Origin of the sequence: Luteimonas aestuarii (assembly GCF_004357985.1) — a bacterium.
Lineage (GTDB): Bacteria > Pseudomonadota > Gammaproteobacteria > Xanthomonadales > Xanthomonadaceae > Luteimonas > Luteimonas aestuarii.
Genome location: NZ_SMTF01000003.1, coordinates 50,025 through 75,158 on the forward strand (window position 1 = coordinate 50,025; position 25,134 = coordinate 75,158).

Annotated in this window: 27 protein-coding genes and 1 pseudogene; 8 read left to right on the forward strand and 20 right to left on the reverse strand. The window is 67.1% G+C overall.

Going from position 1 to position 25,134, the window contains the following annotated elements:
- Positions 1-93: 93 nt before the first annotated feature.
- From E2F46_RS17660 to E2F46_RS05130, 3 genes and pseudogenes are all read left to right on the forward strand, one after another.
- Positions 94-508, forward strand: a pseudogene (locus E2F46_RS17660) (PAS domain-containing protein); the annotation flags it as partial.
- Positions 509-510: 2 nt separating this feature from the next.
- Positions 511-1,488, forward strand: coding sequence for a sensor histidine kinase (locus E2F46_RS05125; RefSeq protein ID WP_341777553.1), 978 nt, complete (start codon positions 511-513; stop codon positions 1,486-1,488).
- Between the two features lie 8 nt (positions 1,489-1,496).
- Entirely contained in the window at positions 1,497-1,868 is a 372-nt protein-coding gene (locus E2F46_RS05130; RefSeq protein WP_133321023.1) for a response regulator, read from the forward strand.
- A gap of 204 nt (positions 1,869-2,072) precedes the next feature.
- Here E2F46_RS05130 and E2F46_RS05135 read toward each other — a convergent pair whose 3' ends face one another.
- Positions 2,073-2,405, reverse strand: a complete 333-nt coding sequence (locus E2F46_RS05135) for a thioredoxin family protein (RefSeq protein ID WP_133321024.1) — start codon at positions 2,403-2,405, stop codon at positions 2,073-2,075.
- Positions 2,405-2,806, reverse strand: a complete 402-nt coding sequence (locus E2F46_RS05140; protein ID WP_133321025.1) for a host attachment family protein — start codon at positions 2,804-2,806, stop codon at positions 2,405-2,407. Before E2F46_RS05140 ends, E2F46_RS05135 begins: the two co-directional genes overlap by 1 nt.
- A gap of 274 nt (positions 2,807-3,080) precedes the next feature.
- Between E2F46_RS05140 and E2F46_RS05145 the strand changes: the two genes are divergently transcribed.
- The gene (locus tag E2F46_RS05145) at positions 3,081-5,135 is read left to right on the forward strand and encodes a catalase (protein ID WP_425599803.1); all 2,055 of its coding nucleotides are present in this window, start codon (positions 3,081-3,083) and stop codon (positions 5,133-5,135) included.
- 111 nt (positions 5,136-5,246) lie between these two features.
- On the opposite strand, the gene E2F46_RS05150 is transcribed toward E2F46_RS05145, so the two are convergent.
- The 3 genes from E2F46_RS05150 to E2F46_RS05160 all read right to left on the reverse strand — a co-directional run bounded on the left by E2F46_RS05150 (position 5,247) and on the right by E2F46_RS05160 (position 7,663).
- Positions 5,247-5,780 carry a DUF4199 domain-containing protein gene (locus tag E2F46_RS05150; protein ID WP_133321027.1) on the reverse strand — a complete coding sequence of 178 codons (534 nt, stop codon included), beginning with the start codon at positions 5,778-5,780 and terminating at the stop codon, positions 5,247-5,249.
- 338 nt (positions 5,781-6,118) lie between these two features.
- The gene (locus E2F46_RS17790) at positions 6,119-6,559 is read right to left on the reverse strand and encodes a response regulator transcription factor (RefSeq protein ID WP_133321028.1); all 441 of its coding nucleotides are present in this window, start codon (positions 6,557-6,559) and stop codon (positions 6,119-6,121) included.
- Positions 6,560-6,655: 96 nt separating this feature from the next.
- Positions 6,656-7,663 carry a helix-turn-helix transcriptional regulator gene (locus E2F46_RS05160; protein WP_133321029.1) on the reverse strand — a complete coding sequence of 336 codons (1,008 nt, stop codon included), beginning with the start codon at positions 7,661-7,663 and terminating at the stop codon, positions 6,656-6,658.
- Between the two features lie 95 nt (positions 7,664-7,758).
- Here E2F46_RS05160 and E2F46_RS05165 point away from each other — a divergent pair, with 95 nt between their 5' ends.
- Both E2F46_RS05165 and E2F46_RS05170 read left to right on the forward strand, forming a co-directional pair.
- Positions 7,759-8,406 (forward strand): glutathione S-transferase family protein, encoded by a 648-nt coding sequence (locus E2F46_RS05165; RefSeq protein ID WP_133321360.1) that lies wholly within the window; start codon positions 7,759-7,761, stop codon positions 8,404-8,406.
- A 2-nt stretch (positions 8,407-8,408) separates the two neighbouring features.
- A complete protein-coding gene (locus E2F46_RS05170; RefSeq protein WP_133321030.1) occupies positions 8,409-8,801 on the forward strand; it encodes a GFA family protein in 393 nt (130 codons plus the stop codon).
- 95 nt (positions 8,802-8,896) lie between these two features.
- Here E2F46_RS05170 and hsdR read toward each other — a convergent pair whose 3' ends face one another.
- From hsdR to E2F46_RS05205, 7 genes are all read right to left on the reverse strand, one after another.
- Positions 8,897-11,248, reverse strand: coding sequence for an EcoAI/FtnUII family type I restriction enzme subunit R (gene hsdR / locus E2F46_RS05175; protein WP_133321031.1), 2,352 nt, complete (start codon positions 11,246-11,248; stop codon positions 8,897-8,899).
- On the reverse strand, positions 11,232-11,531 hold the full coding sequence (locus E2F46_RS05180) for a type II toxin-antitoxin system RelE/ParE family toxin (RefSeq protein ID WP_133321032.1): 300 nt from the start codon (positions 11,529-11,531) through the stop codon (positions 11,232-11,234). Before E2F46_RS05180 ends, hsdR begins: the two co-directional genes overlap by 17 nt.
- Position 11,532: 1 nt before the next feature.
- Positions 11,533-11,817 carry a CopG family ribbon-helix-helix protein gene (locus E2F46_RS05185; RefSeq protein WP_133321033.1) on the reverse strand — a complete coding sequence of 95 codons (285 nt, stop codon included), beginning with the start codon at positions 11,815-11,817 and terminating at the stop codon, positions 11,533-11,535.
- 73 nt (positions 11,818-11,890) lie between these two features.
- The gene (locus E2F46_RS05190) at positions 11,891-13,006 is read right to left on the reverse strand and encodes a restriction endonuclease subunit S (protein WP_133321034.1); all 1,116 of its coding nucleotides are present in this window, start codon (positions 13,004-13,006) and stop codon (positions 11,891-11,893) included.
- Complete coding sequence (locus E2F46_RS05195) at positions 13,003-14,757, reverse strand: class I SAM-dependent DNA methyltransferase (RefSeq protein ID WP_243720312.1); 1,755 nt, start codon at positions 14,755-14,757, stop codon at positions 13,003-13,005. The genes E2F46_RS05190 and E2F46_RS05195 overlap by 4 nt, the downstream gene beginning before the upstream one ends.
- Positions 14,758-14,760: 3 nt before the next feature.
- Positions 14,761-15,471, reverse strand: a complete 711-nt coding sequence (locus tag E2F46_RS05200) for a hypothetical protein (RefSeq protein ID WP_133321362.1) — start codon at positions 15,469-15,471, stop codon at positions 14,761-14,763.
- Positions 15,458-15,988, reverse strand: coding sequence for a MarR family transcriptional regulator (locus E2F46_RS05205; RefSeq protein WP_133321035.1), 531 nt, complete (start codon positions 15,986-15,988; stop codon positions 15,458-15,460). Before E2F46_RS05205 ends, E2F46_RS05200 begins: the two co-directional genes overlap by 14 nt.
- Positions 15,989-16,144: 156 nt before the next feature.
- Here E2F46_RS05205 and E2F46_RS05210 point away from each other — a divergent pair, with 156 nt between their 5' ends.
- Positions 16,145-16,366 carry an AbrB/MazE/SpoVT family DNA-binding domain-containing protein gene (locus E2F46_RS05210; protein ID WP_133321036.1) on the forward strand — a complete coding sequence of 74 codons (222 nt, stop codon included), beginning with the start codon at positions 16,145-16,147 and terminating at the stop codon, positions 16,364-16,366.
- A 9-nt stretch (positions 16,367-16,375) separates the two neighbouring features.
- Positions 16,376-16,807, forward strand: coding sequence for a type II toxin-antitoxin system death-on-curing family toxin (locus tag E2F46_RS05215; RefSeq protein WP_133321037.1), 432 nt, complete (start codon positions 16,376-16,378; stop codon positions 16,805-16,807).
- Positions 16,808-16,947: 140 nt separating this feature from the next.
- Here E2F46_RS05215 and E2F46_RS05220 read toward each other — a convergent pair whose 3' ends face one another.
- From E2F46_RS05220 to miaA, 8 genes are all read right to left on the reverse strand, one after another.
- A complete protein-coding gene (locus E2F46_RS05220; protein WP_243720313.1) occupies positions 16,948-17,703 on the reverse strand; it encodes a hypothetical protein in 756 nt (251 codons plus the stop codon).
- Between the two features lie 2 nt (positions 17,704-17,705).
- Positions 17,706-18,998 carry an adenylosuccinate synthase gene (locus tag E2F46_RS05225; RefSeq protein ID WP_133321038.1) on the reverse strand — a complete coding sequence of 431 codons (1,293 nt, stop codon included), beginning with the start codon at positions 18,996-18,998 and terminating at the stop codon, positions 17,706-17,708.
- A 230-nt stretch (positions 18,999-19,228) separates the two neighbouring features.
- Entirely contained in the window at positions 19,229-19,414 is a 186-nt protein-coding gene (locus E2F46_RS05230) for a DUF2065 domain-containing protein (RefSeq protein ID WP_133321039.1), read from the reverse strand.
- Positions 19,415-19,803: 389 nt separating this feature from the next.
- Positions 19,804-20,667 (reverse strand): protease modulator HflC, encoded by an 864-nt coding sequence (gene hflC / locus E2F46_RS05235; RefSeq protein WP_133321040.1) that lies wholly within the window; start codon positions 20,665-20,667, stop codon positions 19,804-19,806.
- The gene (gene hflK / locus E2F46_RS05240) at positions 20,664-21,812 is read right to left on the reverse strand and encodes an FtsH protease activity modulator HflK (protein WP_133321041.1); all 1,149 of its coding nucleotides are present in this window, start codon (positions 21,810-21,812) and stop codon (positions 20,664-20,666) included. The genes hflC and hflK overlap by 4 nt, the downstream gene beginning before the upstream one ends.
- Positions 21,813-22,009: 197 nt before the next feature.
- On the reverse strand, positions 22,010-23,416 hold the full coding sequence (hflX, locus tag E2F46_RS05245) for a ribosome rescue GTPase HflX (RefSeq protein ID WP_133321042.1): 1,407 nt from the start codon (positions 23,414-23,416) through the stop codon (positions 22,010-22,012).
- 92 nt (positions 23,417-23,508) lie between these two features.
- Positions 23,509-23,781, reverse strand: a complete 273-nt coding sequence (gene hfq / locus E2F46_RS05250; protein WP_133321043.1) for an RNA chaperone Hfq — start codon at positions 23,779-23,781, stop codon at positions 23,509-23,511.
- A gap of 346 nt (positions 23,782-24,127) precedes the next feature.
- Positions 24,128-25,084: a tRNA (adenosine(37)-N6)-dimethylallyltransferase MiaA gene (gene miaA, locus E2F46_RS05255; RefSeq protein WP_133321044.1), complete on the reverse strand. Its 957-nt coding sequence runs from the start codon at positions 25,082-25,084 to the stop codon at positions 24,128-24,130.
- Positions 25,085-25,134 lie beyond the last annotated feature (50 nt).

The window sequence follows — 25,134 nt, forward strand, 5'->3', positions numbered from 1 at the left end:
CCGCGCCTTCACGGCATCGCAACGCGCGCTGGATGACAGTCGGCGACCGTGCCGGTATCGGCCGCATCCGCTTCACCAAGGGGAATCGAGACATTGGATGGTCCCACGCCGCCGCGCAGCCATGCCGACGACAGCGCGCAACTGCGACTGTACGAAACCATCCTGCAGGCCATCCCGGACCTGGTCTACGTCTTCGACCGCCAACACCGCTTCATCTACGCCAACCAGGCCTTGCTGAGCATGTGGGGCATGGAATGGGCCGATGCCGTGGGCAAGACCTGCCTCGAGCTCGGTTACGAGCCTTGGCACGCCGCCATGCACGACGAGGAGATCGAACGCGTGGTCGCCACCCGCGCGCCGATCCGCGGAGAGGTGCCATTCCCGCACACCACGCTGGGCACGCGCATCTACGACTACATCTTCATCCCGGTGATGTCACCGGATGGCGAGGTGGAAGCCATCGCCGGCACCACCCGCGACGTCACCGAGCGCAAGCAGCAGGAAGAAGCGCTGCGCCGCAGCGAGAACCGGCTGAGTGCGATGGTCAACGCCAGTTCGGACCTGATCTACCGCATCTCCCCCGACTGGAAGGAGGTGGCGGTAGTGGGTGGCCGCGCGGCCGACAGGCTGCCCAAGGCCCCGACCGGCAGCGTGCGGCGGGGCTGGACCACCGAACGCATCCATCCGGACGATCGCGCGCGCGTGGCCGAGGCCATCCGCCGCGCGCAGGAGCAGCTGGCCCCCTACGAGGCCGAGCATCGCGTCGAGATCGAGGCCGGCCAATGGTCCTGGATCAATTCCCACGCCGTGCCCATCCGCGGTGCGGATGGCAGCGTCAGCGAATGGTTCGGCGCGGCCACCGACATCACCCAGCGCGTGCGCCAGGAAGAACACCTGCGCCTTCTGGTCAACGAGTTGAACCATCGCGTCAAGAACACGCTGGCCATCGTGCAGTCGATGGTGTCGCAGACCCTGCGCAATTGCGGCGGCAACGCACGGGCGTCGGAGATGATCGAGTCGCGACTGCAGGCCCTCGCGGCCACCCACGACGTGCTGACCCGGAAGAAATGGCAGGGTGCGACCGTCGATGAAATCGTACGTACCGCGATCGCGCACTGCCTGGACGTGGCGGCCAACCGCTTCGAAGTGCAAGGCAGCGATGGCTGCCTGGAGCCACGGCGCGCTGTGGCGCTGTCGATGGCCCTGCACGAGCTGTGCACCAATGCGATGAAGTACGGTGCACTCTCGACCCCTGCCGGGCACGTCGAGATCCACTGGTCGCGGCGGGGCGACGATGGCAACGCGCTGGTCCTGGACTGGCGCGAACGCGACGGCCCCACCGTCGAGGCCCCCGCCAGCTGCGGATTCGGTTCGCGCCTGCTCGAAAAGGGCCTGCCGCACGACCTTGGTGGCCGGGTCACACTGGCGTTCGACCCTGAAGGCGTGCACTGCCACATCGAAACATCACTCATCCGGGAACAGGACTGAGGACCGCCATGGCAAGACGCGTACTGATCGTCGAGGACGAATCGCTCCTGGTGATGGTGCTTGAAGACCTGCTACCGGAGCTCGGCTACGACGTCGTCGCCACGGCAAACTCCGTCGCAACCTCGCTGGATGCGCTGGACGCACACGCGGTCGATCTCGCCATCCTCGACATCAATCTCGCCGGCGAAGCGTCCTTCCCCATCGCCGACGCACTGGCCGCGCGCGGCACGCCGTTCCTGTTCGCCACCGGCTACGGCAGCAGCGTTGTCCCAGCCCGCCATGACAAGGCGCCGCTGGTGCAGAAACCTTACGGTCGTCGTGAACTGGAAAAGGCCCTGCGCACGCTATCGGAACGCGAAGACGTCCCGCAATCGGATTGAGCCGCGGCAGCGTGCGGCCGCGTCGTCCAGCGCATGGATCCATGGCACGGGCACGCGTCGCAACGCACGTCATCCCCGCGCAGGACCTTGGACGTCGAGGCCGGCATCCGGGCACAGCGTCCAGGGCGACGCAACGCAGGCAGGTGCCTGGTCCGCATGGCGGCGCCGCGGGCTGCAGCACCGGCGACGACGATCCGGCAACCGCTACCTGTCCGGCTTCAACGCCTCGCGCAACGGTACCAGGTCGCCATCGCCGCGCGGTCGCACCACGCGCGCCCGCTCCTCGCCAGACTCCAGCAGCACCAGCGTCGGCCACAGCTTCACGCCGAAAGATCGGCCCAGTGGCCGCCCGCCGCCATCCTCGACCTTGATGTGCGCCACCTCGTCATGGTTGGCAAGCAATACTTGCAGCGCAGGTTGCGCGGCGATGCAGTGCGGGCACCAGGGCGCGCCGAACTCCACCAGTACGCGCCCCGGCATGTCGTCCACGTCGCTGCGCGTCGGCTCGCGCACGGCATAGTCGCGTTCGTAACCCATCAGTCCGCCTGAAGCGCCCGCTCGATCGCTTCCAGCGGTGCATTGGTGAGCGTCTTGCCCACTTCCGCCAGCATGCGCTGCTGGGTCTCCTTGTGCAGCAGCGGGCGCATGCGGCCCAGGGTAACCGGGTCTGCCACCAGCACCAGATGCTCGAAGCGATGCTTCAGCGCAGCGTCGTTCAAGCCCAGCGCCAGCTGCTTGGCGAACGTGGCCTCGTCGATCTGCTCGCCGCGCGACTCACCGGGCATGCGTCCGGCCGGGCCGTCGTCGTTCATGTTCATCAGTTCCAGCACATCGAACTGGTGCAGCGACAGCGCGCCGTCCTCGCCCTTGTTGGTGAATACACGCGCGCCACCGCCATCGGCCACGACCACCAGCGCATCCTTCGGAATCCGACCCATGCAACCCTCCTGATTTGTCCTTCGAACTTGATACCTACTGTTTCGCACCGGCGATCAAGGGGGCGTGAGATGCCGCGCACAGGCGTCGCCGGCTGGCGCGATGTGACACAGGTCCGCACCACGCCCCCGTCACGACATCGCGTGCACCCTTCGGGCTTCCCCGCCTCGAGAACCTGCCATGGCCCGCAAGACGCCAGCCACGAAATCGCCTCAACCCAATACGTCAAAGGCGGGCAGCAAGGGAAAACGCGGTGAATCAACTGCGTCGAGCAGCGTGGGCAAAAGTGGCGAGACCCGCGGCAACGGCGACGAGTTGCACCAGCATGCCGGTGGCAAGCACCCGGTACTGACCACCAACCAGGGCATCCCGGTCGCCGACAACCAGAATTCGCTGAAGGCCGCGCCACGCGGGCCCACGCTGCTGGAGGATTTCATCCTCCGCGAGAAGATCACCCACTTCGACCACGAGCGCATCCCCGAGCGCATCGTCCATGCGCGCGGCACCGCGGCGCACGGCACGTTCAAGCTCAGCAAGTCGCTGTCGAAGTACACCACGGCGAAGATCCTTACCGAAACCGGCACCGAGACGCCGGTGTTCTGCCGATTTTCCACCGTCGCAGGCGGCGCAGGCTCGGTGGACACGCCGCGCGACGTGCGCGGGTTCGCAGTGAAGTTCTACACGCAGGAAGGCAACTGGGACCTGGTGGGCAACAACATCCCGGTGTTCTTCATCCAGGACGCGATGAAGTTCCCCGATCTGGTGCACTCGGTGAAGATGGAACCCGACCGCGGCTATCCGCAGGCCGGCAGCGCGCACGACACCTTCTGGGATTTCGTGTCGCTGATGCCCGAAGCCATGCACATGATCATGTGGGCGATGAGCGACCGCACCCTCCCGCGATCCCTGCGCACGATGGAAGGCTTCGGCGTGCACTCGTTCCGCCTGCTGGATGCGAAGGGCAAGAGCACCTTCGTCAAGTTCCACTGGCGGCCGGTGCTGGGCATCCAGTCCACGGTGTGGGACGAAGCACTGAAGCTGCAGGCCGCCGACAACGACTTCCACCGCCGTGACCTGTTCGAAGCCATCGAAGCGGGCAACTTCCCCGCCTGGGACCTCGCCGTGCAGCTGTTCACCGAGGAAGAAGCCGACGCCTTCCCCTTCGACCACCTCGACCCGACCAAGCTGGTCCCCGAGGAACTGGTGCCGCTGCAGGTCATCGGCCGCATGACGCTGGACCGCTGGCCGGACAACTTCTTCGCCGAGACCGAACAGGTGGCCTACTGTCCGGCCAACATCGTCCCCGGCATCGACTTCAGCAACGATCCGCTGCTGCAGGGACGGCTGTTCTCGTACCTCGATACGCAGCTCTCGAGGCTGGGTGGGCCCAACTTCCACCAGATTCCCGTCAACGCGCCCAAGTGCCCGTTCGCCAACCTGCAGCGCGACGGCCACATGCAGATGCACGCGCAGAAGGGCCGCGTGAACTACGAACCCAGCAGCCTGCAGGGCGACAGCCCGCGCGCCACGCCACCGGGCTATCGCCACCACGCCACCGTGGACGATGGCGCCAAGGGCCGCGTGCGCCCCGAAAGCTTCGCCGACCACTACAGCCAGGCGCGGCTGTTCTTCCGCAGCCAGGGCAAGCCCGAGCAGGCGCACATGGCCAGCGCGCTGGTGTTCGAGCTATCGAAGGTGGGCACGGCGCACGTGCGCGAAGCGATCGTCGGCCACCTGCGCCACGTGGACGAATCGCTGGCGCAGCGCGTCGCCGACGGACTGGGGCTCGATGCGCTGCCGCCGGCACCGCCTGCGCAGGTCGAGGCACGCGACATGAAGCCCTCGCCCGCGCTGCGCATCATCGACCGCATGAAGGACACCCTGGAAGGCCGCGCGATCGGCATCCTGGTCGACGACGGCTCCGACGCCGCCACCGTGAAGGCGATCCGCAAGGCCGCCGAAAGCGCCGGCGCGATGGTGAAGATCGTCGCGCCGAAACTCGGCGGCGCCAGGCTCTCGGACGGCAAGCGCCTGGCTGCCGATGGCCAGCTGGCGGGCACGCCGTCCGTGGTGTTCGATGCCGTGGCCGTGGTGCTGGGCGACGAGGCCGGCAAGAAGCTGGCGAAGGATTCGGCCGCCGTCGATTTCGTCGCCTTCGCCTGGGCACACCTGAAGGCCATCGCCCACGATGCGGGCGCCGCGCCGCTGCTGAAGGCCGGCAACGTGGGCAAGGACGCCGGCATCGTCGAGGCCGGCGATGCCAAGGCGTTCATCGCCGCCGCAAAGACACGGCAGTGGGCGCGCGAACCGAAGCTGCGGATGCTGGCCTGATCGTCCAACCGCCGGGCCTGTCGGGCGTGGCCAAGGCATCGACGATGCCTGCCACGCCCGCGGCCCGGTGGAGTCGTCCGGCACCCTCGCCCGACGCCACCACCACCCGCATCACGCGCGCGCCGGCAACACCCGCGGGTTGCGCAGCACCAGCGCCGACACCAGCGATACCAAGACGCCCACCGGGAAGATCTCGACGAAGGTCATTGGCATGCGCAGCAACGGGTTGCGGTACATCGCCTCGAACTCGCGCGCCTTCGCCACCGCTGCCGCCAGTGCATCGCCGGCCAGGCCCTTGGCCTCGGCCCGCTCGACCATGTGCTGGGCGAACATCGCCGCGAAGTCGCCGCCCACCAGTACCAACGACAGCTCCCACGCCAGCACATAGACCACGCTGGCCACGCCGCTGATCGCCAGCCCCAGCCCGAACGCCGGCCAGAACCGGATCACCCCGCCCCCGGCGGTGTCGCGGTGACGCTTGATGCCCACGAACACCATCGACAGCGCGATGAGCATCGACGCGAACCCCGCCGCCATGCCCCAGTCCGGCGGCGGCTGCCCGCCATAGGCCAGGCTGACCGACACCAGCGCCAGACCGACGATCACGCCGGCGATCAAACCGTACTTCAGGACGATGCGGAACATGCGGGACCTCCAGGGTCATTCAACGGAACCGGCATTTCGCCCCGGCCGCACGCCCGCGGCAATCGCCCGGAAGGGTGATTTCGACGGTTTCACCCCTCTGGCGTCGAAGCTCTACTCATAGCCTCGCTTCTCTGATCCCGCTTCTACCCGTCATCCCCGCGCAGGCGGCGGTGAGGCTGGGTTGCTCGCGAGCCATTGGCTCGCACCCCGCCGAACGCCCGAGCGCGCTGTGCGTGAGGGCCCGAGGTCGAAGATCCATGGACGTTGCCCTTGCCCGTCATCCCCGCGAAGGCGGGGACCCATGGACGTTGCCCTCCCCTCACTCCATCGACCCTAACCTACGGCACCAACCCCAGCTCCCGCGCCCGTCGCAACGCATCCGTCCGCCGCCGTGCCCCCAGCTTCCCGAACAGATGCGCCACATGCGTCTTCACCGTATTCGGCGACACATGCAACCGCGCCGCGATCTCCTTGTTGGAATGACCGGCCGCGATCTCCTGCAGCACCGCCAGCTCCCGCGCACTGATCCCCAACGCCGCCTGCGCCTCGGGATTGCCGTTGAACGGCAACCGCGACGACCGCCGCGCCAGCAATCGCACACCCAGCCAGATCCCCAGCCCCAAAAATCCCGCCGCCAACAGTCCATCCCACAACAGCCCCGCATGGCTGCGCGCCAGGCGCTGGTAGTCCAGCCACTGCAGCGCAAGCGTGCCGAGGGCCAGCAGGCTGCCGTAGAGCAGCGCGGGTTTCCAAAGGATGCGACTTGAAACGACAGGCATGGGCGAATCCTACGACCTGCGCCCCTGCAACACACCATTGCGCGCATCCGGCACGGCCCGCACCGCGGCAGGCACCCATAGTGCACCGACAGCCATTTACAACTGACGCGCCTTGCGCCCTCGCCGTTGCCCATCGACAGCACCCTTCCTCGCATGAGACGCGGCCAGCAGCCGCTTGCCGAGCTTTCCGACTTCTTCGGCCAGCTCCGGCGGTTCGCGCACCTCGAAATCGACGCCCAGCAACGCGAGGTGGTAAGCAATCGCATCCGGCCGCGCCGCGCCCACCTCCAGCAGGCAACGCGTCGCATCGATCCGCTGCAGTTCACCCACCGATGGCGGGATCTTCTCGCGCATCCGCGCCAGCGGTGCATGCAGCACAATCCTGGCCTTCAGCACATGCGGTTCGATCGACAACGCGCGCGCGACATGGGCCGCCGCATTACCGCCGGGCACCTTGCGCGGCAGGAAGCGCGTGCCCGTTTCCTGCATGGCGTCGATCCGATCGACGCGAAACGTGCGCCATTCCTCGCGCATCCGGTCCCAGGCCAGCAGGTACCAGCGCGAACCCGCGGACACCAGCGCATGCGGTTCGACTTCGCGCGCGGTCGCGTTTCCCTGCTTGTCGACGTAACGCAACTGCACACAATGGAAGGCGCGGCAGGCGCCGGCCAGCGCAGCCAGCAATTCGTGGGCGATGCGCGGCCCGCCAAAGTCCAGCAACTCCACCGCGGCATGCAGGTTGCGCACGCGCTTGCGCAGGCGCAGCGGCATCACCTGTTCCAGCTTGGCCAGCGCGCGCAGCGCCGAGTCCTCCATGCCCGTCACGGTGCCGGCGGTCGCCAGCCGCAACCCCAGCGACACCGCCAGCGCCTCGTCGTCGTCCAGCAGCAGCGGTGGCAGGTTGCTGCCGGCCGCCAGCCGGTAGCCGCCGGACACGCCGCCGCTCGACGCCACCGGATAGCCCAGGCTGCGCAGCCGGTCGACGTCGCGCCGCACCGTGCGCGGCGTGATCGCCAGCCGTTCGGCCAGTGCCGCACCCGACCATTCGTGGCGGGACTGCAACAGCGACAGCAGGCGCAACAGTCGGGACGAGGTCTGCAACATGGCGCCAGCATGCCATGGATCGAGGACCGAAACTGTCCTCGATCATCGATACCCTGTCCTCGACCTTTCCACTCGCCATCCGCAAGGAGATCGCCATGTCCCTGACCCTGTTCGCCGCCCCCATGTCCAGCGCCACCCCGGTCGTTCATGCCCTGGCCGAACTCGGCCTCGACACCCGCCCCGACACCGACATCGTCATGCTCGACCTGCAGGCCGGCGAGCAGAAATCGGCCGACTACCTGGCCCTCAATCCGCATGGCGTGGTGCCGACGCTGCTGGTCGACGGCACGCCGTTGTACGAGACCCTCGCCATCATGCAGTGGCTCGGCGACCGCCATGGCGTGGAGCGCGGCCTGTGGCCCGCGGCGGACACGCCCGAGCGGCTGGTTGCGCTGTCGTGGACCACGTGGGTCTACGTGAGCTACGGCATGCTGATCAACGTCGCCAAGTTCACGCAGAGCCCCGATGTCGATCCGGCGCTGCACCACGCGCCGCTGGCGGCCGACGCCATGCAGCGCATGGACGCCGCACTCGGGCGGCTGGATGCGCATCTGGCCGATCGCCCCTGGCTGCTCGGCGCAGACTACTCGCTGGCCGACACCATCGTCGCCTGCGTGGTCACCTACAGCACCTACTGCGGCGTGCCGGTCGATGGCCACCACAATGTGCAGCGCTGGCTGCAGGCGTTCCAGTCGCGCCCGGCCTATCGCAAGACCTGGGAAGGCGCAGGCGCGGAGGCTTGAGTATGCAGGCGAACCCTACCGCTGCCACGCCCCTGGTCGCCACCTGCCACTGTGGCGGCACGCGCATCGAAGTCGCCGTGCCGCCGCCCGAACTCACCGCGTGCAACTGCAGCTTCTGCAGCAAGCGCGGCGGCCTGTGGACGTACTACCCGCGCGACCAGGTAGTGGTGCATGCCACCCTCCACCGGGCCTCGTATTCCTCCGACCGCATGCAGCACGTCCACTACCACTGCGCCCGCTGCGGCTGCTCGACGCACAGCGACCTGCTGTGCTCGTGGACCGAAGACGGCCCCGATTTCAGCCAGCCACGCGTCTGCGTCAACGCGCGCCTGTTCGACGGTCTGGACCTGTCCGCCTTGCCGGTGGTGGAACTGGATGGCAGGAACGAATGGTGATGTTGCCCTTCGATGTTCACGGCCCCGTCCGGGCTCCCGCTCCGCCTTCATAGGAACCGGCTCGCGCCTCCGACATCACCTACTCTGTGCACGCGCTACCGGAACAGATGCCCCTGGATATCGACAAACGCACGCCGGATGTCATCCACGCTTCCCAGGGCACGCTTGGCATCATTGACGCCGCCATACCGGATACGCAGGAAGTCGGCGATCTTTCCTGACGCGAGTTCGCGGATGCCTTCGTACTGGTACTTGTCCAGCACGAACTCGAGGAACGCGCGCATCTCGCGCTCGTAGCCTCCCAGGCCTTGCGCCTTGGCGGACTGCACCCGCTCGGAACGGGCAAGCGGCGCCAGCGTGAAGCGCACGTAAGCCAGCACGTCGAAGATGTCGCTGTTGGGCGCGTCGATCAGGCGCCGCATGTCATCCAGACGGTCGCTGTCGTAACCCAGGTCGGCAAGGCGCTGGATGAAGGCCTCGCGCCTGTCCGGGTCGCTCCAGATGGTGCGCAACTCGTCCTCATCCGCGACCAGCGCGCCGAGGTCGCCGAACAACTGCGCCATGAACTCCTGCGCCGTGATCTGTCGCCCCTCGTGCCAGTAGGTCGTGGCGGCGATGTAGCGGATGCTGCGCTCCTTGCCATCCGCCAGCTTCACCACGATGCGCTCCGGCGGTGGCGGCTCTTCCACGCCACCGCCACCGGTGGTCTCCGGCGGAGGGCGCGGCTCCTCGCCGTCACCACGCGGTGGGCGCGGGTTGCCCGGTGCATCGGGCGGCAACGGCTCGCCGTCCCACTCCGGGTCCTTGAAATGCTGGTGCGCCTTCACGAAGTCGTAAATGGTGAAGTAATCCTTGCCCTCGAAGGTACGGGTGCCGCGCCCGATGATCTGCTTGAACTCGATCATCGACTTGATCGGGCGCAGCAGCACGATGTTGCGCACGTTCAGCGCGTCCACGCCGGTGGACAGCTTCTGCGAGGTGGTGAGGATGGTCGGCAGGGTCTTCTCGTTGTCCTGGAACTCGCGCAGGTGGCGCTCGCCCAGGTCACCGTCGTCGGCCGTCACCCGCTCGCAGTAGTGCGGGTCGGGGTTGTCCTTCACCTGGTTGATGAAGTTGCGCACTCGTGCGGCATGGTCCTGCGTGGCGCAGAACACCAGCGTCTTCTGGCGCTGGTCGATCTGGTCCATGAACTCCTGCACCCGGCTCTGCTCGCGCTGGTCGATGACCAGACGGGTATTGAAGTCCGTCTCGGTGTAGGTCCTGTCGCGGTCGATCTCACCAGCCAGCACCTGGTCACCGTCCGTGAAGCGGTACTCGTCCAGTGTCGAGGCCATCTGCCGCACCTTGAACGGCGTCAGGAAGCCGTCACCGATGCCTTCCTTCAGGGCGTAGGTGTAGACCGGCTCGCCGAAGTAGGCGTAGGTATCGGCATTGACGTCGCGCTTTGGCGTGGCGGTCAGGCCCAGCTGCACCGCAGGTTTGAAGTACTCGAGGATCGCGCGCCAGGTGCTCTCGTCGCGCGCGCCGCCCCGGTGGCATTCGTCGATGACGATGAAATCGAAGAACTCCGGCTCGTAGCCTTCGAAGGTGAACTGCGCGTCCCCGGCTTCGCCTTCCGCTTCGCCGCCACCGGTCATGAAGGTCTGGAAGATGGTGAAGAACACGCTGGCGTTGCGCGGAATGCCGCCCTTCTTGCGGATTTCCTCCGGGCGGATGCGGCACAGCGCATCCGGTGGAAACGCACTGAACGCGTTGAAGGCCTGGTCCGCCAGGATGTTGCGGTCGGCCAGGAACAGGATGCGCGGGCGGCGCACCGGGTCACGGCTGAGGTTCCACTTCGCATGGAACAGCTTCCACGCGATCTGGAACGCGATGGACGTCTTGCCGGTGCCCGTCGCTAGCGTCAGCAGGATGCGGTCACGGTCGTTCGCAATCGCGTCCAGCACGGCAGTGATGGCGTTGTGCTGGTAATAGCGCGGCTGCCACTTGCCACCGCCGGTCTCGAATGGCACTGCGCCGAGGCGCTCGCGCCAGTCGTTGCCGTCGGGGAAGCAGCGCAACCACAACTGCTCGGGCGTGGGGAACGGCAAGGCGATGTCGCCCTCCGCGCCGGTGTGCATGTCGATGCCATACCAGCCGATGCCGTTGGTGGCATAGGCGAAGCGCGCCTGCAGCCGACCGGCATAGTCCTTGGCCTGGCCGACGCCCGTGGTGTGGCCCAGCCCCGCCCGCTTGGCCTCGATCACCGCCAGCTTGCGGCCGCGATAACTCAGCACGTAATCCGCCGACAGTGCGGTGCCGCGCTGGCCGCCGCCGAGGATGCGGCCCGGGCAGATCAGTTCGCGATGGACATGTGCACCGTCCACCACGCCCCAGCCCGCATCGCGCAGCACCGGGTCGATGCGGTTGGCGCGGGTATCGGCCTCGGTTTCATGCGTCGCGTGCATAGCCCCCCTCGCGCTGCGCGCGGATCGCCAGGACGAATACGGCATCCAGTGCGTCCACGTATCGATAGAGCGCAATATAGCCGCGGGCGCCCCGGCCGATCACCAGTTCACGCAGATCGCCGCGCGTCACGCGCCCGATCAGCGGATTGTCCGTGAGCACATCGGATGCACTGACAATCTCGCCCAGCCGCTCCTGGATGTGCTCGGCCTCGTGCTGGTCCAGATGATCGATGATGCGCCGCAGGTCCTCGGTGACAGCCGGCAGGAACTCGACGCGCGCCATGCTATTTCGCGAACTTGCGGGGGACGGGACGTGGTGTGTCTTTGCCCTGGATGCGGCTCGTCAGATATTGCCGCACCTCCTCCCAGGGAACGCTCTCGCCAGTCTCGAGGAATTCGCCCCAACGGCGATCGGCCTCCGCATGGAAGTCGGCGCGCCGCTCGGCCTGCTCGGCTTTTTCGGCAATCGCTTCCAGGATGAAGTTGTGCGCCGTGGTGCCCGCCGCTTCCGCCGCCTTGGCGATGCGGGCCTTGAGCGCGTCCGGCAGGCGGATGGTGGTGGTGCTCATGCGGGGCTCCCGGCGGTGGGCTGGAGGCAATGTAGCACAGGTGTGATACAAGCGGTCGGGTCAAGCGGGTACGTCAGGTCAGCTGGCCGGAAAAGGCGGCTTGGAGCAGGGATTGGCGGAGAGCGGCGATGTCGGTCAGCTTGCCTTCGTACGCCTTCGCCAGCTTTCCGGACTCAGTATCCATCTCATCAAGATGTTCCGTGATTCGCCTCTGCTCCTGTATCGACAGCTTAGGCAGAGACGTCTCTCGAAGCAGCTTGAAATGACGCGCATACCCGGTTTGCTGTATCGGTTGACTGCGCAGTCCGTAATACAAGAACTTCGCGGCGACTCCTTCGAATGGCCGCAGAACCTTTGTGCCATCGGCACCCACGACGAAATCGAAATCTACGTACTTCAGGCAGCAGGTGTGATCGCCAAACACCACAACTGGACCCTCAATACTCATGACAGCGGATGGATCGTTCCAATAGCCGGAGATCAAATCCGCTTCCTGTGAAACCACCGGATAGGTACCTTCATCGAGGTAATCCTGACGCTTCAGCTTCACGGTCGGTGTCAACGGCTCACATATTGATTCGAACGGAAGCACGTCCGCATCTTCGCGTGCCGAACCGAACTGCCGCTGCAGTTCCGCATGGAATAGATCGCGCGCAGCGCGTAGGTTTTCCTCGGCATTGGCGCGGGCACGATCGAGGGCGGCGAAGGCCTCATCCAGTACCGAGACGATGCGCTTCTGCTCGTCCAGATTCGGAAGCGGAATGTCTGTGTACACGTTGCGTATGACAGAGGGGTGGGCCTTTCGCACCCAATCAAACTTCACCTGACTGTGCAAGTGCGAGAGCGCGAAATATAGGTAGCGGCAAAAGATTCGCTCCGGCTTGAGTATTCGAATGAACCCCCCGACATTGGTGATCGAGAATCTATGCTTTGGTCTGTGGAACAGAGCGCCACCGCCATCCACCGACCATGAGATCAGTTCTTCGTCGAACATAAAGAGCCCATACTCACCGAACTTCCCATCGTTCTCCTTGGCTGACGAATAAACCGGGTAACGCCCAGGGGTTGAAGCCAAGTCTCCTTTCGAGATGACCTTCCCCCTACCGAGCTGGATGACACCCGTCGCCTCAAGCCCAGCAATCCCAATCGTTGGGCATTCAGCGCGCTCGACAGCACCAAGTGTGCTCACAGCATCGCCCTCACCTGCGCGAGCAACTTCGCCGTCTCCAAATCCCGCGCCAGCATGTCATCGATGATCTGCTGCGGCGTGCGTTGTGGCGCCGCTTCCGGCGCGTGCGGGTTCTTGACCGACAGGTCGCAGGTGGCGGCATCCACATCGGCCACATCCACCGTCCAGCTCTTCTCGCCGCCCGGCTTCGTCTTCTGCAACTGCACGAACTCGGCCAGGTCGGCGTCGTTCAACGGGTTGGTCTTGCCCATCGAACGCCCGGGATCGAGCTGGTAGTACCAGATCTTGCGCGTGGGCGCGCCCTTGTCGAAGAACAGCACCACGGTCTTCACGCCCGCGCCCTGGAAGGTGCCGGACGGGCAATCCAGCACGGTATGCAGGTTGCAGCTGGCCAGCAATTCGCGGCGCAGCTCGATGCTGGCGTTGTCGGTGTTGCTGAGGAAGGTGTTCTTGATGACCACCGCGCCGCGGCCGCCGGCCTTCAGCTTGCGGATGAAGTGCTGCAGGAACAGGTAGGCCGTCTCCGAACTGCGGATCGGGAAGTTCTGCTGCACCTCCTTGCGCTCGCCACCGCCGAACGGCGGGTTGGCCAGCACGATGTCGTGGCGATCCTTCTGCTGGATGTCCATGACGCTGTCGGACAGCGTGTTGTAGTGTCGGATGTTGGGCGCGTCGATGCCGTGCAGGATCATGTTCATCACGCCCAGCACGTAGGCCAGCGACTTCTTCTCCTGCCCGTAAAAGGTCTTGCGCTGCAGGGTGTCCCAGTCCTTCGCGGACAGGTCGCGGCGGCGCAGGTGCTCCCAGGCCTCGCACAGGAAGCCCGCGCTGCCGCAGGCGCCGTCGTAGATGGTCTCGCCGATCTGCGGCTGCACCACCTGGATCATGGCGCGGATCAGCGGGCGCGGCGTGTAGTACTCGCCCCCGTTGCGGCCGGCGTTGCCCATGCGCTTGATACGCGTTTCGTACAGGTCGGACAGCTCGTGCTTGGCCTCGGAACTGCCGAAGCTCAGCGTGTCCACGATCTGCAGCACATCGCGCAGGGTGTAGCCGGAGCGGAAGCGGTTGGACACTTCCGAGAAGATCTCGCCGATCTTGTACTGCAGGCTGTCGGCCTGGACCGTACTGTCCTTGAACGACTTGAGGTGCGGAACCAGCTTGCCGTTGACGAATTCGATCAGGTCGCTGCCGGTCAGGGCATTGGGGTCGTGCCTGCCATCGCCCGTCTTCGGCGCGGCCCAGTCCTGCCAGCGGTAGGGCTTGGTGAGGATCGGCGTGTAGGTCTTGCCCTTGAGCGCGGCCTCGTCGGCCCACTCGTGTTCCATGTCGTCGAGGTATTTCAGGAACAGCAGCCACGAGGTCTGCTCGGCGTAGTCCAACTCGGACGCAAGGCCTTCATCGTTGCGCATGGCCTTGTCGATGGCGTTGAAGGCCTGGCTGTAGGTGCCGGCACCACCATTGCGGTCGCCATTCGACTTGGAGGTCGGTTCACGCTGCGTCGCCTGGTTCGTCCGCACTGGATTACGCACGGCCTTGGGTGTGACTGCATCCGCCCCGTCGGTGAGCGCAACCGAGCCGCCCCGTCCACGCCCAGTGCGAATGCGCCCGTCTTCGATCAACTGCGCCTTGATCCGCTGGTAAGTGCTGTCCTGCCAGCCCAGCGTCTCGGCCAGGCGCTGGTTGCCGGCCTGGCCGCCCAGCTCGGTAAGCACGTCGAGGAAGCGTTGGAGATTGTGTTCGTTGGATGCCACGGATCAGTTCCTTTGTTCTGGCGTGCGCAGCTTAGCCATCTGCTCAAGGCGCTCACGCACGACGCCTGCCCGATCCGCGTCCGCGACGAGGCCGGGCAGGCTATTGATGAAATCGGACTTGACCAGCAAGCCCGCGAAAGTTTCGGCCACGAAGCCCTGCAGTTGCATGGACGCGGCCTGCAGCTCATCCATCAGCTCATCACGGCCGTCGACGATATTGAGTACGTCTTCCAAGTCATGGCTGACAAGGAAGTCGCCCTTGCCGCGACTGAGGAATGCTTCCAGCTTGGTGGCCACGAAGGCTGGCGCGGCCACGATGCGAATGACCACACCGTCGGCAAGTTGCAGCGGCTGTGCGGTGGCGACGGCTTCGCCATACCAGCGGTTGCTGAACCCCAGCACGGCGGCATCCACCGGCATCAGGTCGAACACCACGCCGGAAGGCTTGTGCTTCCAGCGGCAGATCACGCCGCTGTCGGCATCGCGCATGAAACCGCGCTGCTCAAGCTGCGCTTCGATGCGATAGAAATGGATCAGGTCATGCGCTTCGACGACGGCGTCCACGTCCAGCGTGGGGCGCACGCCTTCGGCCAGCGGATCGGTCAGCAGCAGGCCTGCGGTGGAACCGCCAATGAACACGACCTGCTCGCGCAGGTCGCCCAGTGCCTGGGCAATCGCAAGCAGGTGCGGCAGGTTGGGATCAGGCCGCCGCATCCAGGCCACGCAGTTCTTCGATCAGGAATTTCGTGGCCAGCTCGCGTTCACGCGCACGTCCAATTCGCAAAGAATCCAGTAGCGCCAGCAGGCGGTGCAACGCTGGATCGGCCAACGCCGCCTGCGGCGCTGTGCGATAGATCGGCGAGATGGACGCCCCCCGCGCACTGCCTTTCGGATGCGCCCACACCGGCGTCTCGTCGCCACCCAGCAACACGCCCTGCAGTGGCGGTGCGCCGTGCGCGGTGGGCACGCCACGCTTGGCCGGCCCGATTTCCGCAGGGAACGCATAACGTGCGCCGTGTAGCAGGAATTCCTGCAGCGCCGGACGGATCGGTGACCAGTCGCCACGGCCGCGCTGGTGGACCAACCCGGCCGCGATGGCGCGTTTGACGCTGGCATGGACTTCGGCGGCGCTCATCGAGAGTTCTTTGGCCAGCGCGGCGAATGTGAACTTGCGCGCGGGATGTGCCGATACCTTCAGCAGAACCAGCAGTTCCTGGGGTTTGAGTTCCACGTCGGCACCATATTCGCTATTCGCGAATAGCGAATTTGACCGAAGTACGTCGTGATCGCAAGCGGTTTGCAGCACCAGCGAAACGAACGGGGGCGCAATCGACCGAACCGACGTGAATGTGATAACGTTAGTTATAACATTCACCCAAAGCCCGCCATGAAACTCAAGATCACCACCATCGGCAATTCCGCCGGCGTCATCCTGCCCAAGGAGCTGCTGGCCCGCCTGCGCCTGGGCAAGGGCGACGAGTTGTATGCACTGGAAACCCCGGACGGGGTGAAGCTGACCGTGTTCGATCCGGAGCTGGCGAAGCAGATGGAAGTGGCCGAACAGGTCATGCGCAAGCGCCGCGGTCTGCTGCACAAGCTGGCCCAGTAGGTACCGGTCATGATCGTCTGGATCAGCAAGGCGCTGGCGTTGGCCATCCACGAGCGGCAATTGGCCGAACACGGTGGAGGCAGCGGCGTGCGCGACGAGGGCATGCTCGACTCGGCGCTTGCCCGCCCGCAGCAACTGCACACCTATGGCGACCCGCCGCCGGATCTGGCCGGCCTGGCCGCAAGCCTGGCGTTCGGACTGGCGCGCAACCACCCGTTCGTCGACGGCAACAAGCGCACCGCCGCGGTGGCCTGCGAAACCTTCATCCTGCTCAACGGGGCGGTGCTGGATGCCGACGACGTGGCGCTGTACCCGGTTTATCTTGCGCTCGCCGAAGGCAGCCTGTCGGAAGCCGACTTCGCCGCGTGGCTGCGCAGGCACCTCCATGCCGATGCGGCCGGCGGGGTGCACGAGGCGCACGCGGGCTACGGGGACGGCTGATCGCGGAGCCCGGCGTGCTGCGCTGCGCGCCTTCCTCCGGGCGACCGGCCGTGGCGACGTGGCGCGAGGGTGCGCCCCGGCTTGCGCCGGGATGACGATGGTGATCGCAGGCAGGGTCCGCTCCGAAATTGCAGGCCGGATCAATCCTCGACGGTCAGCCCGGATTGGAACGAAAGGCCATCGCCGACATCTTCCAGGCAGATCATGCTGCGTTTCGCCAGGCGATGCGGCTGCCGGTCGCCGTCGTCGTCCTCGATGCTGCCCGTGCGGGTCCACGCGCGCCCGGTGAGGTAGTTGATGCTGGCCTCTGCGGTTGCGCCGGAGCCGCGATGCAGTTCGAACGTGTCCAGTCCGATCAGCCGAAAGCAGCCGTCCTGCCAGCGGAAGGTGAAGCTGCGGCGGCTGGTGAACCAGCTGCCCGCGCTGGCCCAGCTGTGCAACGCGACCGAGAACGCGCGGTTGTCGGCGATGCGGATCGCGTGCGCGGGATCGTCCTGCAACACGTCGTCCATCACCGGGGATTCGGGGCGCGGAATCAACGCCCGGTCGACAAGGGCACGACGGTAGCCGCCATCCGGATCCGCCAGCGCAATCACCAGCATGCGCGGGTTGGTATCGAACGGCGACATGCCCAGCCCGTCGTGTTCGACGATGTTGGCCGGGTCCTGCATGCGCAGCAGGATCAGCAGGTCGGGCCGGGCATCGTCGTCCAGCCGACCCTCGACATGGTGCTCAAGCCGCCAGCCGTCGGGGACGAAGCCCTGCACCGACATGGCGCGCTCGGCGACCGCCGGCCATTGCACCGGCGGGACATCGAACGCCTGGCCCTGCACCGTCGACGACGCAGCGGCCCCCAGCCAGGCCGTGGCCGCCGCGATGGCGCGCAGCGTGCCCATGCTCAGGCGAACGGGTCCTGCAGCACGATGGTGTGGTCGCGGTCCGGCCCGGTGCTGACGATGGCCAGCGGGCAACCCGCCAGTTCCTCCAGCGCGCGCAGGTAGGCGCGGGCGGCGGGGGGCAGCTTGTCCCACTCGGTCACGCCGTGGGTGTTCTCGTCCCAGCCGGGGAATTCGAGGTACACGGGGGTGATCTCTTCCCAGCCGGCGGCGTCGAGCGGGGCGTATTCGGTGCGCTTGCCGCGGTATTCGTAGGCAATGCAGATCTTCAGCGTCTTCATGCCATCCAGCACGTCGAGCTTGGTGATGCACAGGCCGCTGATGCCGTTGATGGCGACGGCACGCTTGAGCGCGACGATGTCCATCCAGCCGCAGCGACGCGGGCGGCCGGTGGAGGCGCCGTATTCCTGGCCACGGTCGCGGATGCCCTGCCCGACTTCGTCGTCGAGTTCGGTCGGGAACGGGCCGCCGCCCACGCGCGTGGCGTAGGCCTTGGCGATGCCCAGCACATAGTCGATGGCATCCGCGCCCACGCCGGTGCCGGCATACGCGCCGCCGACGGTGGTGTTGCTGCTGGTGACGTACGGGTAGGTGCCGTGGTCGATGTCGAGCAACGCGCCCTGCGCGCCTTCGAACAGCACCTTCTTGCCCTGCTTGCGCAGGTCGTGGAGGATGCCGGCCACGTCGGACTTCATCGGCTGCACGTATTCGCCGAAGGCCAGCGCTTCGTCGTAGGTCTTCTGGAAGTCGATGGCTTCGCCGCCCAGGTACTGGGTCAGCACGAAGTTGTGGTAGTCCAGCGCGGTACGCAGCAACTCTTCCAGCTGCCTGGGGTAATGCAGGTCGGCAACGCGGATGCCGCGACGCGCCACCTTGTCTTCGTACGCGGGGCCGATGCCACGGCCGGTGGTGCCGATGGCCTTGCCGCCGGCCTTGATCTCGCGCGCCTGGTCGAGGGCGATGTGGTACGGCATGATCAGCGGCGCTGCCGGCGAAATCTTGAGCCGCGAGCGCACCTCGACGCCGGCGCCTTCCAGCTCGCCGATTTCCTTGATCAATGCGGCCGGCGAGATCACCACGCCATTGCCGATCAGGCACAGCGCGTCCTCGCGCAGGATGCCTGACGGAATCAGGTGCAGCACCGTCTTCTTGCCGTTGATGACCAGCGTGTGGCCGGCGTTGTGCCCGCCCTGGAAACGCACGACCGCGCCGATCTCTTCGGTCAGCAGGTCGACGATCTTGCCCTTGCCTTCATCGCCCCACTGGGCGCCCAACACCACCACTGACTGACCCATGACGGTCCACTCCTCTTGCGTGCGGCCATCGGGGCCGCAGGGATTGGCCGTTCCGGCCCGTGGCGAGGTGGATGCGTCGGGTTCCATCGGGGAACCGTCGGCCACGCCGGGGCCAGACACGGAAAAAGCCGGTGGTCCGTTCTGATCGAATCGGCCCAACCGGCTTTTGTGCATTCTCCGGGTTTTTCGCGGCCGGGGCTAGCTTCGTCGCAGCCTCTCGCCCACCCCGTTCAGCCGCGCACGAACCCCAGTGCCACCAGCCCGATGGCCAGCACGATGCCACCGATGATGCGCACCTGCCGGTCCGGCAGCGCCTGCATCTGTTCGGCGGCCCGCTTCCAGCCGCGCGGGGCGGCGAACAGGAACAGGCCTTCGAGGACGGCGACGAGGCAGAGGGCGGCCCAGAGGTCGGTCATGGGGGCATTCCTTGGGTGTTGTCGAGGGAGGCGACCCGTGGCCGGTCGTGCGTCATTGTCGCAGGGACGCCGGGGCGGACCGCACGGCGTGCCGAGCGGGTGCTGCGCCTGTGGCTGATCGCTTGCGGCGCGCGTGGGGCTTCATCGACGTTCGGATCGGCGGGAAGCAACGTCTCTGGGCAACCGCCTGATCGGACGCGCGGTTCGCTTCCGGGTCGCGGGGATGAGGGAACGGGTTGGTGCTGCGGCTTCGGGCCTCATGCCTTCAGAGAGTGCCCCCATCCGCCTTCGGCCCCTTCCCCCGCTTTGCGGGGGAAGGGAGGCGTCATGACGCAACGCTCGAAACAGCAGGAGGAAGGCGCTGCGGAAGTCGCGACCCCGTCGGTGCGTCAGCGGTCGCTGCGCAGGTACTGCAGGAACGGGTCGTTGCGCTCCAGCACGATCATGCCTTCGCCATCGGCGAACGCCGCGCGGTAGGCCTCCAGGCTGCGCTGGAAGGCATAGAACCCGGCATCGCGGTTCGCCGCCACGCCGTAGATGCGGGTGGCTTCGGCGTCGCCTTCGCCGCGCAGCACCTGCGCGTCGCGCTCGGCCTCGGCCAGCAGCACGGTGCGCTCGCGATCGGCCTCGGCGCGGATGATGCGCGCCTGCTCCTCGCCTTCCGCGCGCAGGCGGCTGGCCACCTGCTTGCGCTCGGCGCGCATGCGATCGTAGACCTGCGCGATGACGTCGCTGTCGGTCGGCAGTTCGATCTGCTTGAAGCGGATGTCGATGACGTTCAGCCCCAGCGTCTGCGCACCCTGGTTGATGCCCGGCAGCTGCTTTTCGATCAGCTCGGCGCGGTTGCCCGACACCAGCTGGGTCAGGGTGCGTGCGTTGATCTCGTTGCGCAGCGAGTCGCGCACGATGGGCGCGAGGCGATCGTTGGCGATGTCCTCGTTGCCGCCGGTGGCGCGGAAGAAATCGCCCACGTTGGAGATGTACGCCACCGCCACGAAGTCCACGCTGACGTCCTTGCGCTCGGAGGTCAGGTAGCGCTCTGGCTGGAACTCCGCAGTGTAGAAGCGGCGGTCGAACACGCGCGCGCTTTCGATCAGCGGGATCTTGAAATGCAGGCCGGGGCCGATGTCGGTGCGCGCGACGCGACCGAGGTTGAGCACCAGCGCCGTCTGTCCTTCGCGCACCACGTACACCGAGCCCATCAGGCCCAGCAACACGGCGACCACGAGGCCGATGACCAGTCCGGGCTTCATTGCGCACCTCCCTGTCCACGGGTGGGCCGCGGCGTCGTGCGCGCCGGGGCCGGGGTTTCGGCCGAGACCGAGGGCGAGATCAGCTCGGGCGTCAGCAGCGGCTGCTGCGGCGGGCTACCACCACCGCCCTGCCCGGCCATCGGCACGTAGATCAGCTGGCGGCCATCGCCACCGACGATCTTGCGGTTGTCGGCCAGCACCTGCTGCACGGTTTCCAGCCACAGGCGCTTGCGGGTGACTTCGGGCGCGTTGCGGTAGGCGTCCACCAGCAGCGTGAAGCGCTGCGCATCACCGCTGGCGCGTGCGATGGCGGCCTCCTTGTAGCCTTCCGAGGTGGTGCGCAGGCGCGCGGCCTCGCCTCGTGCCTCGGGCACGACTTGCGCGGCGTAGGCGCGGGCCTCGTTCACCAGGCGCTCGTTCATCTGCTGCGCGCTGTTGACTTCGTCGAAGGCGGGCTTGACCTGCTCCGGCGGACGCGCGTCCTGCAGGTTCAGCTCGGTCACCACCAGGCCGGTGCGGTAGGCATCCAGTGAAGCCTGCAGCGCGGTGGCCGCGGCGACCGACAGCGGGCCACGCGCGTTGAGCGCGGCATCCAGGTCGGCGCGGCCAATCTGTTCGCGCACCACCGATTGCGCGACTTCCTCCAGCATCTTCTCGGCGTTGCGGGTGCCGAACAGGAACAGTTCGGGATCGCTGACGCGGAACTGCGCGTTGAACGACACGTTGACGATGTTCTCGTCGCGGGTCAGCACCGGCATGGTGCGCTCGAAGCGACGGATCTGCGTGGCCTCGACCTTCTGCACGCGCTCGATCGGCCACGGCGCCTTGAAGTTGGGGCCGGGCTGCATGATCCGGGCGATTTCGCCGAAGCGCAGCACCACGCCGCGCTGGGTTTCGCCGATCAGCACGAAGCAGTTGAACACCAGCCACAGCGCCAGCGCGATCGCCACCCAGCGCAGCGGATTGCCGCCACCGGCACCGCCGCCACCGAAGAGGTCGCGCAGGCCGTCGCCGATCCGGTCGAAGCCGCCACCGCCGCTACCCGAGGGGCGCTTGCGCTTGGGCGGCCAGGGGTTCTGGCCGTTGTTGTTGCCGGGCCCGCGATCGGGCCCGCTGTTGTTCTTGCCGGGGATGTTCCAGGCCATGCCTGCTCCAATCTGGTGCCGCGCGGCCTGCAGGCCGGGGGCGATCGTTCGATTCCGCTGCCGGGGCGGGGCTTGTCCCGCGCCCGCGACACCGTCTGCGACCTAGTTTACAGGGTGGGGGCGATCCTGCCTGCCGCAAGCCGGGCGGGTGGCTTCAGGGATTGCACGGCCCTGCCCGGCCACGGGCCGAGCGTGCCCTACGTGGACTCCACTTCGGGCTCGGGCTCCGGCAACAGTGCCCGGAGCGGCGCGCCTTCCTCACGGGCGGCCAGCCGCGCAGCGTCGGCTTCGGCGATGTCGATCGACAGCCGCCATCCACCCTCGTCATGGGTTTCGTCGCGCACGGCGTCCAGTTCGTGCAGGCGCGCGCGCAGGCGACCGGCCGACGTGGGCAGGGCCAGCTCGGCGACGATGCGGCGCTGGCCCAGGCGTTCGCCCAGGGCCTGCAGCAGCAGGTCCAGGCCCAGGCCATCGCGCGCGGACAACCACACGCGCTCGCGGCCCTCGTTGGGCTGGTCGCGGCGCGGCGGGATGCCGCCGGGCGCGGCATCGGCGGGCGCGGGCGTTGGCGCGTCCTGCGTCGCGGCTGCAGGATCCGCATCCCGCGGTCCCTCCGCCGGCGCGCCCAGCCGGTCGATCTTGTTGAACACCAGTACCTGCGGGATGTCGCCGGCACCGATCTCGGCCAGTACCGCATCGACCTGTGCGATGCGCTCGCTGCGCAGCGGGTCGGCGGCGTCGATGACGTGCAGCAGCAGGTCGGCCTCGCGCGCCTCGCTCAGGGTGGAGCGGAACGCGGCCACCAGTTCGTGCGGCAGGTCGCGCACGAAGCCGACGGTATCGGCCAGGACCACGCCGCCGGAGGGAAGCTCGATGCGGCGCACCGTCGGGTCCAGCGTGGCGAACAGCTGGTCGGCGGCGTACGCATCGGCACCACTGAGCGCGTTGAACAGCGTGGACTTGCCGGCATTGGTGTAACCCACCAGGGCCACGCGCGGCAGCTCGCTGCGCACCCGGGCGCGACGCATCTGCGTGCGCTGCACTTCCACCTTTTCCAGCCGCTTCTGCAGCATGTCGACGCGCTTCTGCAGCAGCCGGCGGTCGGTTTCGAGCTGGGTTTCGCCGGGGCCGCGCAGGCCGATCGAACCGCCGCGCTGGCGCTCGAGGTGGGTCCAGCCCCGCACCAGGCGCGTGGCCATGTGCTTGAGCTGGGCCAGTTCGACCTGCAGCTTGCCGTCATGGCTGCGCGCACGCTGCGCGAAGATGTCGAGGATCAACCCGGTGCGGTCCACCACGCGACGCTCGAGCAACTTCTCGAGGTTGCGCTCCTGGCCGGGCGTGAGCGGATGGTTGACGAGGATCAGGTCGGCGCCGGTGGCATCGGCGGCGGCCTTCACTTCCTCCAGCTTGCCGCCGCCCAGCAGCGTCGCCGGGTTGGGCCGGTCGAGGCGCGCGGTGAGCAGGTGCGCCACCGTCGCCCCGGCCGAACGCGCGAGATCGGCGAATTCCTCGAGGTCGGCCTCGTCCGGGCGGCCACCCGCATGCGGCTGGATCAGCAGGGCGTGTTCGCCCTTGCGGGAACGTTCGAAGAGTTGGGTCGGCATCGGCTCGGCGGGGACGGCTTGGTCCCCCTAGATGTGGGCCGTGCCGCCCTGCTTCAAGTCGCCCCGCGCAAGGCGGGGCGACGCGGCGGCGGTCAGGCCGGTTCGGCTTCCTGTTCGGGCGTCTCGCTCGCCTGCACCACGCCGCCGCCCGGTCCCACGCGCACGTTGCGCGCCGGCACCACGGTGGAGATGGCGTGCTTGTAGACCATCTGGCTGACGGTGTTCCGCAGCAGCACGACGAACTGGTCGAACGATTCGATGGTGCCCTGCAACTTGATGCCGTTGACCAGGTAGATGGACACGGGCACGCGTTCGCGACGCAGGGCGTTCAGGAAGGGATCCTGCAAGGACTGTCCTTTGGACATGAGTATTTCCCCGGAGTGGTTCGTTATTGTTGTGTCCGGCCGTCCACGTCTTGGCGTGGATCGCCCGCATCGCCCGACCCGCGGTTTCCCCATGCGGCGGCGACACCCGATGGTACACAACCCTGCCGTCCAGCGCGCGCCGCAACGTGACCGCCTTCACGGACCGCGGCGATCGCTCGTGGTTGTCCGTCGGCCAACCGGCACGTCGCGTTGCCAGATGCAGGTGTCAGCCATGTGGCGGCATCCGACAGCGAGCCGCGCCAGGCGCCGGCGGACGCAGGACAGCCATCAGCAGGCGCGACGACGGTTGGACCATCCCGAACGCAGTCGCGGTCGTTGGAGGCGCCTACGTTGGCAGGAACATCGCGAGCGCATCATCCAGCCGTGCGCGATCGGTGGCAGGATCGAACCAGCGCGCGTCGCGCTGGCCGCGCAGCCAGGTCAACTGACGCTTCGCAAGCTGGCGCGTCGCAGCGATGGCCTGGTCGCGGAACGTCGCCGCATCGGTCTGCCCGTCGAGGTGCTGCCATGCCTGGCGATAGCCGACGGCGCGGATCGCCGGCAGGTCCAGGGGCGCTCGATGCGATTGCAATGAAGGCAATGCGCGCAGTCGCCGGATTTCGTCCAGGAAGCCCGCGGCCAGCATCGCGTCGAAGCGCGTGGCGATGCGCGCATGCAGCGTCTCGCGAGATGCCGGGGCCAGCACCAGTTTGAGCACCTTCACCGGCAGGGGTGCCGATTGCGATGGCTCGCGCTGCCACTCGCTGATCGGCCGCGCGCTCAGTCGCAGCACTTCCAGTGCGCGCTGTATGCGCTGCGGATCGCCGGGCCGGATCTTCGCGGCGGCGATGGGATCGGCGATGGCCAGTTCGGCATGCAAGGCGGGCCACCCGCGCATGCGCGCCTCTTGCGCGATCGTCGCACGCATCGCGGGATCGGCCTCGGGCATGGGCGACAACCCCTGTAGCAGCGCGTGGAAGTACAGCCCGGTGCCGCCCACCAGCAGCGGCACCCTGCCCCGCGCGACGATGCCGTCGATGGCACTGCGGGCATCGCGCGCGAACTCGGCGGCCGAGTAGGTTTGCCAGGGGTCGCGCAGGTCGAGCAGATGGTGCGGCGCACGCGCGCGTTCGGCCGCCTCGGGCTTGGCCGCGCCGATATCCAGGCCGCGATAGACCAGCACCGAATCCACGCTGACGATTTCTCCGTTCAGTCGCTCGGCCCAGTCCAGCGACAACGCCGTCTTGCCCGACGCGGTCGGGCCCATCAGGGCAATGGCGGGAACGCGCTGGTCGGCCGGCATGGCGGCATTGTCGTCGATCGACGCATGCGATGTGGATGGACTGGATCCGC

Coding starts and splice junctions, on each gene's coding strand:
- hsdR (WP_133321031.1), bottom strand. CDS start 11,248: ATGCACGCGACGCATGAAACCGAGGCCGATACCCGCGCCAACCGCATC.
- E2F46_RS05210 (WP_133321036.1), top strand. CDS start 16,145: ATGAAACTCAAGATCACCACCATCGGCAATTCCGCCGGCGTCATCCTG.
- miaA (WP_133321044.1), bottom strand. CDS start 25,084: ATGCCGGCCGACCAGCGCGTTCCCGCCATTGCCCTGATGGGCCCGACC.
- E2F46_RS05185 (WP_133321033.1), bottom strand. CDS start 11,817: ATGAGCACCACCACCATCCGCCTGCCGGACGCGCTCAAGGCCCGCATC.
- E2F46_RS05140 (WP_133321025.1), bottom strand. CDS start 2,806: ATGGGTCGGATTCCGAAGGATGCGCTGGTGGTCGTGGCCGATGGCGGT.
- E2F46_RS05230 (WP_133321039.1), bottom strand. CDS start 19,414: ATGACCGACCTCTGGGCCGCCCTCTGCCTCGTCGCCGTCCTCGAAGGC.
- E2F46_RS05160 (WP_133321029.1), bottom strand. CDS start 7,663: ATGTTGCAGACCTCGTCCCGACTGTTGCGCCTGCTGTCGCTGTTGCAG.
- E2F46_RS05135 (WP_133321024.1), bottom strand. CDS start 2,405: ATGGGTTACGAACGCGACTATGCCGTGCGCGAGCCGACGCGCAGCGAC.
- E2F46_RS05215 (WP_133321037.1), top strand. CDS start 16,376: ATGATCGTCTGGATCAGCAAGGCGCTGGCGTTGGCCATCCACGAGCGG.
- E2F46_RS05220 (WP_243720313.1), bottom strand. CDS start 17,703: ATGGGCACGCTGCGCGCCATCGCGGCGGCCACGGCCTGGCTGGGGGCC.
- E2F46_RS05180 (WP_133321032.1), bottom strand. CDS start 11,531: ATGGCGCGCGTCGAGTTCCTGCCGGCTGTCACCGAGGACCTGCGGCGC.
- hfq (WP_133321043.1), bottom strand. CDS start 23,781: ATGTCCAAAGGACAGTCCTTGCAGGATCCCTTCCTGAACGCCCTGCGT.
- E2F46_RS05225 (WP_133321038.1), bottom strand. CDS start 18,998: ATGGGTCAGTCAGTGGTGGTGTTGGGCGCCCAGTGGGGCGATGAAGGC.
- E2F46_RS05170 (WP_133321030.1), top strand. CDS start 8,409: ATGCAGGCGAACCCTACCGCTGCCACGCCCCTGGTCGCCACCTGCCAC.
- E2F46_RS05130 (WP_133321023.1), top strand. CDS start 1,497: ATGGCAAGACGCGTACTGATCGTCGAGGACGAATCGCTCCTGGTGATG.
- hflC (WP_133321040.1), bottom strand. CDS start 20,667: ATGAAGCCCGGACTGGTCATCGGCCTCGTGGTCGCCGTGTTGCTGGGC.
- hflX (WP_133321042.1), bottom strand. CDS start 23,416: ATGCCGACCCAACTCTTCGAACGTTCCCGCAAGGGCGAACACGCCCTG.
- E2F46_RS05150 (WP_133321027.1), bottom strand. CDS start 5,780: ATGTTCCGCATCGTCCTGAAGTACGGTTTGATCGCCGGCGTGATCGTC.
- E2F46_RS05165 (WP_133321360.1), top strand. CDS start 7,759: ATGTCCCTGACCCTGTTCGCCGCCCCCATGTCCAGCGCCACCCCGGTC.
- E2F46_RS05200 (WP_133321362.1), bottom strand. CDS start 15,471: ATGCGGCGGCCTGATCCCAACCTGCCGCACCTGCTTGCGATTGCCCAG.
- hflK (WP_133321041.1), bottom strand. CDS start 21,812: ATGGCCTGGAACATCCCCGGCAAGAACAACAGCGGGCCCGATCGCGGG.
- E2F46_RS17790 (WP_133321028.1), bottom strand. CDS start 6,559: ATGCCTGTCGTTTCAAGTCGCATCCTTTGGAAACCCGCGCTGCTCTAC.